The following is a 12,467-nucleotide window of genomic DNA, read 5'->3' as shown; positions in this document are numbered from 1 at the left end:
TGTATAAGGGCCAGCCTGTGCCCTCCGCGCGAAACCCCGCGTGCCTCCTGCCCCCCGCCCTGCCTGGCCGGGCAAGCACCGCAGCAGCACCGTTTTGATTTTCCTGCCAGAAACTGTTACCCTGCGTCTGAGGAGGCGCCTTATCATAAGACGCCTGGGTGCCAATAATGGCACCTGTATGGATTGCCCGAAAGCGGGTGATCTGCCGTTGAAAGACTGCGGAGTGACATCTCATGATGTCGTCTGGCACAAGCAACAGCTTCCGATTGAGGGGCGGCAGAACCTGCCGCTGTGCGTCCGTTTCGAATGAACTCGAAACTAAGGACAGGTCTATGGGACAGAAACTAACCAAACTCCGGAGTACCAAATACGCTGCGCAGAAGGGGCTTTGTTATTATTGCCGTCAGCCAATGTGGGTGAAAGACGGGATCGCATTTTGTAAGATCCATCGTCTGTCAGCCCGCTTTGCCGCACGGCTCCAGTGCACTGCAGAACATCTTGTCGCCAGATGCGACGGCGGCCACGACGGCGCAGACAACATCGTCGCCGCCTGTTTGTTCTGTAATCGGACCCGCCACCTCGCCAAATCTCCGCTCTCCTCAGACCGCTACGGACTCAGGGTCAGAGGCCGGCTCCTCGTGGGTAAATGGCACGGTTTCATCGCCCCTACGCGGCAGAAAAACGCAAGTTGAACGGGCTGATCCACCGGGTAGATGCGCTGCCATCCGTGGCTCGCAAATCTGCCCCGCCCCGCCCCGCGCGCCGCCCATTTTGCACAAACGCGCGTCGGGTGTAGCCTGTCCCCCTGTTTTTGATGAATGGAGGGATTTGACATGATGATTGCACGTTGGCACTTTCAGGCGGTTTTTGGGCAGAAAGAAGAGGCGATCCGGCTCAGCAAAGAGTGGGATGAACAGATCGGCGCCCAGACCGATCTGGATATGGACACGGCGCGCATGCTCACCGGCTCTGTCGGGGCGCGGGAATCCGAGGTTCAGATCGAGTTTCAGATCAGCGGTCTCGGCGAACTCCAGGAGTTTTTTGACAAGATCGCCGGCATCAAGATGCATGCGGAATGGGGCAAGCGCATGAGCGAAGTGATCGTGTCCGGCTCAACACACTGGCAGGTGTTCCGGGTGCTGGACTGATCCGCACGCAGTTCTGTGAAAACCGCGCGCGCGGCTGCCGTTTCCGCTGACCGGTGCGCACCGGTGTCTGTGCAGTTCTGAACCCGGGAGCACCGGTCGCGGGGCGCTGCGCCTGTCCCGCTCCGGGCTCTGGCGCCTCTGAAACCTTGCGGCCTGACGCATGCGCGCCGGCAGCGGAAAAGGCGTTTGGATCAACCTGAACGCGAAAAGATGTCTAAAATTATCCGCTTTCCGGCACGCCTCGCCCGATGACAGAATTCCGCGTCTGCGCGCGACCCGCGTCCTTGAAGTCGTTACCAATATCCCGGCTCCCGGCCCTTCAGCCGCAAGCAGGCTGCCCGCCCGCGCCGCGTTTCAATTCGCAAATCGCTCATAAAACAAGGCGGGTTTACCGGCTGCACCGCCAGACCCGCCGCCAAAATTCACCGGGGCTTCACCAAATCTCATTAACCATGTTGCGTGTATTTGTGTGAAAGGTGTTTCAATGTTGAAACCAATTACTGTGCGCCGTGAATTGCTCGGCCTGGTCATATTTGCGACCGTGTCGCTGTTGTTCATTACCGGAATTTTCAGTGTCAAAATGGGGCTCGACGCCCGGGCGGAAAGTCAGACAGAAGCCACTATAGAACTGACAGCAACCGTGGATCGCATTGAAGTCGGATTTCTGCGTGCGCGCCGGTCGGAGAAGGATTTTTTACTGCGCAAAGACGCCAAATATCTCAAACGTCATATGGCGGCGATGGACACCCTGCTTGCGGATCTTGACCGGCTTGAGACAGGTCTCGCCGGACACGACGCCAGCGCCACAGAGCGGAAATCCGGCACAGAGGAAATCGACGTTTTGCGCGCGGCGATTGCGCAATACCAGGAGGATTTCCGCAGAATGAGCCAGGCAGATCAGGCGCTGGGTCTCACAGCAGACACAGGGCTCAACGGGCAGCTGCGCGCCGCCGCGCGCACGATTGAGCAGACCCTGACGCCTCTGAACCTGCCTGAACCGCAGATCAAAATGCTGATGATGCGGCGGCACGAAAAAGATTTTGTGCTGCGGGCAGATCCCAAATACGCCGAACAGCTGGCCGCCCGTATCCGCGAATTCCGCGCCTTCCCCGACCCTTATTTTGCCTCTGCTGAGCTCCGGAAAACAGTCTTTCTGCAACTAGACACCTATAAGGCAGCCTTTGACGCCTTTGCCGCCGCCACTGTTGAAGAACGCGAGCTCCGCGTGGCGGTGTCCAAAAGTTTTGCACGGGCCGAACCCACGTTTGAGCTGATCAAATCCGAGGTCAGCACCCTGAGGGAAGAGGCCCATCTGCGCAACACCCGCATCGGCCGGATCATCCTGGTGACTTCGCTGCTGACGGTGCTTGCGACCATCGCCATTTTTGTGCACCGCATCCGGACTCTGGCCCGGAGAATTTCGCTGCCGCTGCAACAAACCAGCACCGCGATCCAGCAGCTGGCCGCGGGCAATACCGACATTGCCCCACCCCGGTCCCACTACAGTGAAATCATCAAAATATCAGAAGCGTTTCAGGTGTTCCGCCAACATATTATCGATTCAAAACAGGTCGAAACCGAGCAGCGCGACCTGCGCGAGCGCAAGCGTTCTGACGCGTCGGCGCGACGCGCGCGGGAAAAGGAACAATCTGAGGCTGAAGAACACCGCTGCCAGCAACAGGCTTTGCGGGCGCGGGAACAACGGGCCGCCGCGGAGATTACCAGCGTTATTGCCGCCTGCGCCAAAGGCGATTTCAGCAGGCGCCTGCACACGGAGGGCAAGGACGGTATTTATGCCGAACTCTGTGACGGGTTGAACCAGATCAGCGAAATCACCAACCGCGGGCTGCAGGAGATCAAAACCGCCCTGGCCGCCCTGTGTCAGGGCAGGCTCTCCCACCGGATGGAAGACAATTTTGAGGGTGTATTTGACGAGATCCGCGTCGCGGTCAATGCCACCTCTGAAAGCCTGAGCGCCATGGTCAGCCGCATTGACGAAAGCTCCGGCTCGATCAATGGGTCCACCGGTGAAATCGTCTCCGCTTCCTATGATCTGGCAAAACGAACTGAATTGAACGCCGCCACCCTGGAAGAGACCGCAACCGCAATCGAAGAGCTGACCACTTCGGTCAACCTGACAGCGAAGACCGTGGTGGAGGCCAACGCCGCAGTGACAAAAATTCAGGCCGAGGCCCAGGCCAGCACCGGCATTGTCAGCGACGCGGTGGACGCCATGCGGCAGCTGCAGAAATCCTCGTCTGCGATCAGTAAAATCATTGGCCTGATTGATGACATCGCCTTTCAGACCAATCTGCTGGCGCTGAACGCCGGCATCGAAGCGGCGCGCGCGGGGGAAGCCGGCAAAGGCTTTGCGGTTGTTGCTGCGGAGGTGCGCGAACTGGCCGCCCGCTCCGCCAAGGCCGCCAAAGAAATTTCCGGTTTTATTGATCTGAGTGGCAAACATGTGGAAAGCGGCGTGCGCCTGGTCGGTCAGGCCGGCACCGCCATCCACTCCATTTCTGATGGCGTCCAGGACATATCGGAACGGATGGAGGAAATCTCGACCTCCGCCCGCGAACAATCCTCTGCGATCTCCTCGATCAATACCGCCACCAATGAGCTGGAGCAGGCCACGCAGCAAAACGCCGCCATGTTTGAGCAGTCCACCGCCGCCAGCAAAATATTACAGGCTGAGACACAAAGCCTGGCCCAGGTGATCGCGGCGTTTGATCTCGGCAAACAAGTGCCAGGCCGCCGCGGCAGCGCCGCCGCAGGCCCACGCCCTGTGACGGCTTCAGAAGAGGGTTGGGACAAACTGGCCACCGGTTAATGCGGTTTCAAAACCGCCCGGCGCCGCCCCGGTGGCAGCGACCCTGTCAGAACCTCAGCGGGGAACGCATTTCGCCCGGCACCTGCGCCGCCCATATGCCGTGTGCTGGTACAGGATCAGGGTCAAACGCAGCGGCGCCGGGACAAGAGCCGCACCGGTCAGGAAAGACAGCGGGGCCGGCGCTTAATCCGGAGGCCGGAAGCTCAACTGAAAGAATGCTGTGAAAATGCATCAGGCGCCTGTTGCCATCGCCGCCTGTGACGCAGGGACTTACCTGTCGCCGCAACCTGCCTATACTGGGCGAAAAATATCCCTCGACGGGCGGATCACATGAGCAGCCAGACACAGCCAGGCCAAACCCACAAAGGCCCGACACCGGCCGACCAAAAATTTAATATTCTCATCATCGGCCAACAGGGGCGGCTGATGTATGAGGCTGTTCTTTTTGCCGCCTCACTGCGCCACTCGGATCCGGATTTTGCCGGCACGCTTTATGTTGCCGAGCCCCAGCCCGGCCCGCATTGGGAAACGGACCCGACCATGCGCAATCCGGCCGTGCGAGAGGCGCTGGAAACGCTTGGCGCGGTGATCCTGCCGTTTGAAAACCGGCACTTTGGCAGTTCCTACCCGAATGGCAACAAGATCGAAGCGTTGATGGCCCTGCCCAAGGGCGAGCCCTTTGTGTTTTTTGACAGTGACACGCTGATCACCGGCAAGCTCAGCGAGGTTGCCTTTGATTTTGACCGGCCCTCGGCCTCCATGCGGCGTGAAGACACCTGGCCTGAGCCGCCGCTTTACGGACCCGGATACGCCGCGATCTGGAAATCGCTCTATGACCGCTTCGGGCTGGATTTTGACAGCTCACTGGACCCCTCACAGCCGGATGAATACTGGGCGCGCTACCTTTATTTCAACGCCGGCTGGTTTTTCCACCGCTGTCCGCATGAATTTGGCGCACGTTTTCTGCATTACGCGCTGGAAATCCGCGACAATGCACCGCGCGAGCTGGCCTGTCAGGCGCTTTACCCCTGGCTTGACCAGATCGTATTACCGCTGGTGATCCATTCTTTTGGTGGTGGGCGGCACACCTTGCCCGACAACACGCTGGACGGAGATATATCCTGTCATTACCGGGTATTCCCGCTGCTTTACGCGCGGGAAAACGACCATGTGGTCGATGTGCTGCGCCAGGTCGCCGCGCCCAATAAGATCAAAAAAGTGCTGAAAGAATACGAGCCGATCAAGCGTATGGTCTTTCAGGACCGGGGCCAGAAAGTGCGCGATATGTTTGACCGCGACCACCTGCCCAGCCGCGAACAGATGATCCGCAACAAGATCAAAAAAGCCAATCTCTGGATGCGCTGAAACGCAAAATCATTCCGGGAAACCTGTGCGGCCCGTCACTTCCATCCCGGTGTTTCACCCTGCCCGGGGGCAACGACGCAGATATCGGCGCGGATTTCTGGTGCGCAGCCGCGCGGTGATCTTGACGGACATCGCGCCCGGCAAGCCCCACAGACAAGCGGCGGTTCTGGGCGGGAGGATTTCCCGTTTTGAGCCGATGCCGCAGAATTCCGGCGACAGATTTCGGGTGCTGGAAAGCATATGTCCCTGATTTCCACGGGAAAACCGGTCAGAAAAATCATCCGTTGTTGTTGTCGCGCAGCTGGCCTAACCTCTGCGCAACGATTGAAACGGAGAGTATTATGACCGACACGCCCCTGGGCTTTGACACGCTGCAAATCCATGCCGGCACCGAGCCTGATCCCGCCACCGGCGCCCGTCAGGTGCCGATTTACCAGACCACCGCCTATGCGTTCCGCGATGCGGACCATGCGGCAAAACTGTTTAATCTGCAGGAGGTCGGCTATATCTATTCTCGGCTGACCAACCCGACGGTGGCGGCGCTGCAGAACCGCATCACCGCACTGGAAGGCGGCGCCGGCGGCGTCTGCTGTTCGTCCGGTCACGCGGCGCAGATCATGGCGCTGTTCCCGCTGATGGGGCCAGGCCTGAACATTGTGGCCAGCACCCGCGCCTATGGCGGCACCCTGACCCAGTTCAGCCAGACCTTCAAACGTTTTGGCTGGAGCGCAACCTTTGTCGATTTCGACGACCTGGACGCGGTCAAAGTGGCGATTGACGACAATACACGGGCGATTTTCTGTGAAACCATCGCCAACCCCGGCGGCTATATCACCGATCTCGATGCCATTGCTGAAATTGCAGACGGCGCTGGCATTCCGCTGATCGTCGACAATACCACTGCGACACCCTACCTGTGCAAACCGTTTGAACATGGCGCCACCCTGGTGGTGCATTCGACCACCAAATACCTGACCGGCAACGGCACGGTGACCGGCGGCGCGGTGATCGACAGCGGCAAGTTTGACTGGTCCCAGAACGACAAGTTCCCCTCGCTCAGCCAGCCGGAACCCGCCTATCACGGGCTGAACTTCCATGACACATTCGGTGCACTGGCCTTTACGTTTCACGGCATTGCCATCGGGCTGCGTGATCTGGGCATGACCATGAACCCCCAAGGGGCGCATTATACGCTGATGGGGATCGAAACGCTGTCGCTGCGGATGGAAAAACACGTCGCCAATGCGGGCAAAGTAGCGCGCTGGCTGGAAAAAGATCACCGCGTGGAAGCCGTGACCTGGGCCGGGCTCGACAGCTCGCCCTATAAGGACCGCGAAGCCCGCATCTGTCCCAAAGGCGCCGGTGCCCTGTTCACCGTGTCGCTGAAATCGGGCTATGAGGGCTGTATCAAACTGGTGGAAGGGCTGAAGCTGTTTTCCCATGTCGCCAATCTGGGCGATGCGCGCTCGCTGATCATTCACCCGGCCTCGACCACCCACAGGCAGCTGGACGCAGACCAGCTGGTTGCCGCCGGCGCCGCGCCCAACCTGGTGCGGCTCTCGATCGGCATTGAAGACGCGGATGATCTGATTGCCGATCTCGATCAGGCCATCGTGTAACCGCCAACGTGTAAAGGCCCGTGGGCCTGCAAACACCCGCATGAACGTCCGGGGCACCGCCATATCTGGTAGTGCCCCGGCTCGCATCCGGTCCACAGAAACGCCCGAAGACCGGGGCACCCTCTCACCAGGGCAACCGGTTACCAGACCGCCGGGTCGCCCGGTCACCGATCACCGGTCAGTCGATAAATTCTCCGCTGTCGGCACCGTCAAAATTGCGCACCGGCAGGCCTGCCATCACATCTGGCCTGGCCAGACGCATATTGACCGCAATCACATCGCGTTTCTCTGGCTGCAGATTTTCCCAATGGGTGACGCAGCCACAGTTTTCACAGCTGTGAAACTCGCGCGTCCTGTCGCCCCAGACATAGGGGCGTGTGGCGCCGCCCGAGCGCAGGATCGTCACGTTTACCGTCGCCGAATGTGTCCGCAACGCACCCAGACGCCGGCAAAGAGAACAGTTACACGCCACCAGAAATTCCGGCGCGTGACGGGCCTCAAACGATATATTTCCGCAATGACAACTGCCGCTGATGCTCATTGAATTCCTTCCCCCAGACATAACACTGATTGGAATGAATTAAGTCAGCTCCCCAATAAGTTGTAAACAGAGCGACGCAGAAACCCTGCGGCAACTTGTTTATCCCCGCCGGGTCCGCCAAGCTGACGACACGGGGCGCATCCCACCCCGGAACAGGTCAGAACCGGGCTGCTGTCCGCCGGACCCGGCCGTCCGGGGACCGTGTCGCAGCCCTATTCACTGGTCTGCCAGATCATTATCACCGTGGCGGCAAAGCGGATCTGGCCCGCCGCAACAGGCAGCGCGCCGGCCTCTGTCTGCATCATGCGCAGCATCGGTTGCGGCCCGCCGGCGGATCCGGCGTCGGTGATCTGTTGCAACGGCCCCAGCCGCAGCCCGGCCGCGTCAGACAACAGCGCCGCGCGCGCCTGCGCCAGCCGCACCGCCTGCACCCGCGCCGCATCACGCGGCCCGCTCGCGTCGACCAGCGCAAAGCGCAACCCATTGAATTCATTTACGCCCTCTGCAAGAACCCCATCGAGCACCGCGCCCATCCGGGCCAGGTCGAGGATCTCGACATTCAGCGCCATACGCGCTTCAAATCCGGTGACTTCGCGGTTTGCATCCCGCGAATAGAGCGGCGTCAGGCTCAGCCCGCTGCTTTGCATCTGTTCTGGTGCCACACCGTCTTGTTGCAGGCGCGCCAGGATCCGGCGCATCGCCTCTGCGCTGGCCTCGCTGGCGCCGCGGGCGGATTTATCGCGCTGGCGCACCGCAAGGCTGATCACGGCCATATCCGGCGCCACCAGGATTTCCCCGGTTGCGGTGACCGAAATCTCGCCGGCCCAAAGCGGCGCCGCCAGCCCCACAGCCCCGACAAACGCTGCGCCTCCTGCGGTGGCCACCACCAGCACCGCCAGCCCGGATCTCAGTCTGGCCGTCAGCCTGGTTGTTATGGTTTTGCACTTCAGCCCTGCCCTGATCCGGGCGGCCTCCACCCTTGCCTGAACCCACATACAGTCTCCCTTGCGCCTGGCCCGTATTACAGATGGGGCGAAGATACGCCGGTCGCAACATCCGCGCGCGGCTTTTTCTTTTCCTCAGCACTGATTTTGTTATAGGCTTGGTGCAACAGGCCAAAGGCTTCAAACCTTTGAAAAACATTTGCCAGAGACCAGAATGCAACCCAATTTCGCGCTTCGCCTCAGACAAGACCGCATCACGCTTTTGCACCGGGGCAAGGCCGGCTGGCACCCTGTCGGCCATGTGTCGCCACAGGCGGCTGATCTGGACGATCAGCTCGCCATGCTGCGCAGCACCGCCACCGCCATGTCGCCCTCCGGGCTGAGCTGCAAACTGATCATCCCCGACAGTCAGATACTGTACCGGGAACTGCCCGACCCCGGCGGCGCGGAAGAGGAGTGTGCTGCGGCGGTACGCAGCTTCCTTGACGGCGGCACGCCTTACCCGCTGGATGATCTGGTCTGGGATTACTGCTCGGACGGGCACACGCTGTTTGTTGCCGCCTGCGCCAGGGAAACGCTTGCTGAGGCCGAGAGTTTTGCCAACCAGTACCGGTTTAACCCGGTGTCCTTTGTGGCCAGCCCTGAGGCGCACGGCTTTGACCGCGAAATGTTTTTTGGCACCTCCACCCTGGCCGCGACCCTGTTGGCCGAAGGGGATGCACTGGTGCCGGACAATCAGCTGATGCGGGTGTTCGGCGAGGAAATTGCCCCAGCCGCGACTGCAGATGAAACCACGTCCGATGCGGCCACCGATGCTGCGCCCGACACCGGGTCCGGCGCGGAGCCTTTGCCTGAGATCTCCCCCGGGACAGTCGCGCAGACCGCAGCCGGAACCGTTATTGAACCTGCCGCCGAAAACACCGCAGAAACTGCCGCAATACCCGCCGCCGTCTCCAGCACCAGACCTGACGCCGAAACCCCGGCTGTGATCCCGGAAGCACCCGAAGCTATCGCCGCCGACACGGCTGCCGGTGAGCCGGCTGATATGCCCGCCCCCCTGTCTGACGATATGCCCGCGGAGGTCCGGGACCAGGGCGCCAGCAGTGGCACCGCTACGCTGTCTCTGGCTGCGGCGGTCCCGGAAGATGCTGAGGCTCCGGCGCAGGTTGCACAGAACGCTGAGACCGCAGCGCTGGTTTCTGACGCCGCCCCCGAAGCGGAGCCTGACGCCATTGAAAACCTGTTTGCCAATGAGCTGGATCTGGTGGCCCCGGCAACCGCTACGTCGGGCGCGCCGGTGGCGCAGCCTGAAGGCAAAGCCACTTTTGCGTCGCGACGCGACAAGAACGCCGACGCAGAGAGTGGCGCCACCGGCACGGCAACCGCGCCCGGTTCCGCGACACAGCCAGGCGCTGACAGCGCCGTCAATGCCCCCCGCCTGCATCTGGAAAATATCAACCCGGAGACTTCAGGCGCATCGGCAGGCGAGGCTGCGCGCCATGCGGAAACACTGCATGTCCCGGTCAACGCGCCCGACATCCCTGCGGAAGATGACGGTGCCGGGCACACAGATGCCGGCCAGCCGGCGCAGACCAGCCCCAGCACCGAAGCGCATCAGAGCAGCACTGCCCCCAACACAGGCACAGGTGGTAGTACTGCTGTCGCTGCGATAAAATCCCTGCCTGGTCCGGTCGATGTGCCAACCCTGGCAGAGGTCAGCGCGGCCCAACCCGCCGCTGCGACACAGCCCGCGCCGCCCGCTGCCAGCGCCCCAACCTTGGTGCAGACCTCCGAGACCGCTGATCCGCAGGCGCCCGTCCCCGGGGCGGCCCGAGCGGGTGCAGTGAGCCCGTCCGCCATCTCCAAAGGCCCCACCGGTGGCAAAGGCCCGCTCAGCGCCGACAACCGCTTTTCTGGGGCGCGCAGTTCTGCTGGCACCGGTGAAGAAGAACTGACCGTTTTCGGGGCCCGCCGCCAAAAACAACCACTGGTGGGCAAATCCCGTCTGGTCGGCCTGCTGCTGACCTTTGGGGGGATCCTTTTGCTGGGGGCCATCGCGCTATGGGCGGTGACCTTTTATGATGGCGCGCCTGACAATGCCGGCACCGCTGGCACGCCGGGGCAGTCGGCGCTGCCCACCCCCGACTCGCCGATCGAAGTGGCCGTGCTTGCCGCTCCGGAAAGGGCCCCGGACCCTGCCGCCACTGCCACGCTGTCCGGCGACCTGGCGCCGGTCGCCGCATCGCGCGCCGCAGCGATAACCGCTCCCGGCACACCAGGTAGCGATACCCGGGAACTGCCCGATGCGGCGCGCACCGCCTCTGCGGCACCCGGCACCGACCTCTCAGGCACAGAAACACCCGGTTCTGCGCCGGCTGAAACACCGCTGTCCGTTTCCACAAAATCCGAGCCTCTGCTGCCGGCTCCGGCGCTGAACGGGATTGCGGCCCCTTCAGTGACACTGGCGACAGTTTCGGGAGATGTGGCGCCACAAGTGCCCGCCACCGGCAGCGCACCCGCGACACTTACAACACCGGCAACCCTTGCGGCGCTCACGGCGCAATTGCCGCCCGCTGACAGTGACACCCAGCCGGCGCGAGACAGTCTCGCGGAGATCACCGCCCGCGCGCCCGGCATTGCGCAACCAAAAGACATCACCGGGCTTGAGCAGATTTATGTCGCCTCAGTCGATCCGGTGATCCAACCGCAGGACGCCATTGCCTTGCCGGAGATGGGGGCCGCTGATCTGGATGATACGCCAGGTGAAATCGCCTCCCCTGCCCCGGCCGGCGCAGAGTTTGACCTTGATGCGCGCGGCCTGGTGCGGGCCACGGCGGAGGGGGCGCTGTCCCCGGAAGGCGTGCGCGTCTTCACCGGCCGGCCCGCCACGGCGGCGCTTTTGCGCCCTGGCAGCGTGCTTGCAGCCCGGGCCATTGCCACCAACCCCACCGCCAGCACCGATGAGTTACCGATGCTTCTGGCGCTGGCCGCCACCCAGCCGCGACTGCGCCCCACCACGCTGCTGGAGGCCAGTGAAAAAGCCCGGCTCGGCGGCGTCACCATGAATGAAATCGCGACCACCACCCCGCGTCTGCGCCCGCAATCAGCCCAGGCCGTCGCCCGGGAAATTCAGCTGGCCCTGGCGGCAACCGGGGGCAGCGACAGTGCTGCCACCGCGCCGGTGCTGAGCACATCCCTGATGCCGAGGGCCCGGCCCAAAGGCTTTGGCGAAAAAGCCGCCAAAGTGCTCGCGGCCGCTGAGCAAGCCGCAGAGCGTGCAGCGCAGCGCGCCAAAGACCAGCGTCTCCGCACCGCAGCTGCTGCAGCAGCTGCGGCCGCCGCTCCCAGGGTGGTGATCCCGAGCAAAGCGTCGGTGGCGCGCCAGGCCACCGTGGAAGACGGCATCAACCTGCGTCAGCTGAACCTGATCGGAGTGTTTGGCCCCAACGGCAAACGCCGCGCCTTGCTGCGATTGAAAAACGGCGGCTTTGTCGAAGTGAAAATCGGCGACAAGCTGGACGGCGGCCGCGTCACCGCGATCTCTGAATCCGAGCTGCGTTATGTCAAACGCAGCCGCGAAGTGGTGCTCACATCGCTGGGCCGCGGCTGACCCGCCGCAGATGAAGCGCTGCAGCTGAAACAACACGCCCCTGAACGCCCGCCAAAACACCATGGCCACGCCGCCGGGCGGCAATGAGCGGCCGGCAATCTGGCGTCACCACTGCCCGCCCGGCTCCGCTTCATTTTTTTGTTCCGGGGTGTCTGCCAGCCACGTCCCAGGACGTTTTGCCCGCATTGCACGCCACTGCCGGCCACTGCCAGCCCGCGCCCCCACAGCTGCGGTGCCGCAACCGTTGCGGAACAGCTGAAACAACACGCCCGCTGAACGCACGCCCAAGACACCAGCGCCGACGCGCCAGGCAAAAAGAGCGGCGTGCAAAGCAGACCACCGCCCGCCCTGGTCCTCTCCATATCCTCAGCCCTCTCCCTGGCTCTCCCGGCACGGTGCGACACCAGGCA

Annotated in this window: 8 protein-coding genes; 6 read left to right on the top strand and 2 right to left on the bottom strand. The window is 62.3% G+C overall.

What is annotated here, in order from left to right; genetic code table 11:
* Positions 1-233 precede the first annotated feature (233 nt).
* The 5 genes from DWA01_RS24035 to DWA01_RS12285 all read left to right on the top strand — a co-directional run bounded on the left by DWA01_RS24035 (position 234) and on the right by DWA01_RS12285 (position 6,962).
* On the top strand, positions 234-692 hold the full coding sequence (locus DWA01_RS24035; RefSeq protein ID WP_419187001.1) for an HNH endonuclease: 459 nt from the start codon (positions 234-236) through the stop codon (positions 690-692).
* 141 nt (positions 693-833) lie between these two features.
* Positions 834-1,148: a hypothetical protein gene (locus tag DWA01_RS12305; RefSeq protein ID WP_114286139.1), complete on the top strand. Its 315-nt coding sequence runs from the start codon at positions 834-836 to the stop codon at positions 1,146-1,148.
* A 484-nt stretch (positions 1,149-1,632) separates the two neighbouring features.
* Positions 1,633-3,978 carry a methyl-accepting chemotaxis protein gene (locus DWA01_RS12300; RefSeq protein WP_114286138.1) on the top strand — a complete coding sequence of 782 codons (2,346 nt, stop codon included), beginning with the start codon at positions 1,633-1,635 and terminating at the stop codon, positions 3,976-3,978.
* Between the two features lie 330 nt (positions 3,979-4,308).
* Positions 4,309-5,343 (top strand): hypothetical protein, encoded by a 1,035-nt coding sequence (locus tag DWA01_RS12295; RefSeq protein WP_114286137.1) that lies wholly within the window; start codon positions 4,309-4,311, stop codon positions 5,341-5,343.
* A 341-nt stretch (positions 5,344-5,684) separates the two neighbouring features.
* The gene (locus DWA01_RS12285; protein WP_114286135.1) at positions 5,685-6,962 is read left to right on the top strand and encodes an O-acetylhomoserine aminocarboxypropyltransferase/cysteine synthase family protein; all 1,278 of its coding nucleotides are present in this window, start codon (positions 5,685-5,687) and stop codon (positions 6,960-6,962) included.
* Positions 6,963-7,140: 178 nt separating this feature from the next.
* On the opposite strand, the gene DWA01_RS12280 is transcribed toward DWA01_RS12285, so the two are convergent.
* Together DWA01_RS12280 and DWA01_RS12275 are read right to left on the bottom strand one after the other, a co-directional pair.
* The gene (locus tag DWA01_RS12280; RefSeq protein ID WP_160116040.1) at positions 7,141-7,503 is read right to left on the bottom strand and encodes a GFA family protein; all 363 of its coding nucleotides are present in this window, start codon (positions 7,501-7,503) and stop codon (positions 7,141-7,143) included.
* A gap of 212 nt (positions 7,504-7,715) precedes the next feature.
* A complete protein-coding gene (locus DWA01_RS12275; RefSeq protein ID WP_114286133.1) occupies positions 7,716-8,498 on the bottom strand; it encodes an SIMPL domain-containing protein in 783 nt (260 codons plus the stop codon).
* Between the two features lie 163 nt (positions 8,499-8,661).
* Between DWA01_RS12275 and DWA01_RS12270 the strand changes: the two genes are divergently transcribed.
* The gene (locus tag DWA01_RS12270) at positions 8,662-12,057 is read left to right on the top strand and encodes a hypothetical protein (protein WP_114286132.1); all 3,396 of its coding nucleotides are present in this window, start codon (positions 8,662-8,664) and stop codon (positions 12,055-12,057) included.
* Positions 12,058-12,467: the final 410 nt, after the last annotated feature.

It is taken from the genome of Candidatus Halocynthiibacter alkanivorans, from assembly GCF_003333265.1.
Lineage (GTDB): Bacteria > Pseudomonadota > Alphaproteobacteria > Rhodobacterales > Rhodobacteraceae > Halocyntiibacter_A > Halocyntiibacter_A alkanivorans.
This window is presented reverse-complemented; position numbering and strand designations above follow the sequence as displayed.

Bases quoted from the DNA above. Each gene is read 5' to 3' on its own strand.
- DWA01_RS12305 (WP_114286139.1), top strand. From the start codon at position 834: ATGATGATTGCACGTTGGCACTTTCAGGCGGTTTTTGGGCAGAAAGAA.
- DWA01_RS12295 (WP_114286137.1), top strand. From the start codon at position 4,309: ATGAGCAGCCAGACACAGCCAGGCCAAACCCACAAAGGCCCGACACCG.
- DWA01_RS12280 (WP_160116040.1), bottom strand. From the start codon at position 7,503: ATGAGCATCAGCGGCAGTTGTCATTGCGGAAATATATCGTTTGAGGCC.
- DWA01_RS12285 (WP_114286135.1), top strand. From the start codon at position 5,685: ATGACCGACACGCCCCTGGGCTTTGACACGCTGCAAATCCATGCCGGC.
- DWA01_RS24035 (WP_419187001.1), top strand. From the start codon at position 234: ATGATGTCGTCTGGCACAAGCAACAGCTTCCGATTGAGGGGCGGCAGA.
- DWA01_RS12300 (WP_114286138.1), top strand. From the start codon at position 1,633: ATGTTGAAACCAATTACTGTGCGCCGTGAATTGCTCGGCCTGGTCATA.
- DWA01_RS12275 (WP_114286133.1), bottom strand. From the start codon at position 8,498: ATGTGGGTTCAGGCAAGGGTGGAGGCCGCCCGGATCAGGGCAGGGCTG.
- DWA01_RS12270 (WP_114286132.1), top strand. From the start codon at position 8,662: ATGCAACCCAATTTCGCGCTTCGCCTCAGACAAGACCGCATCACGCTT.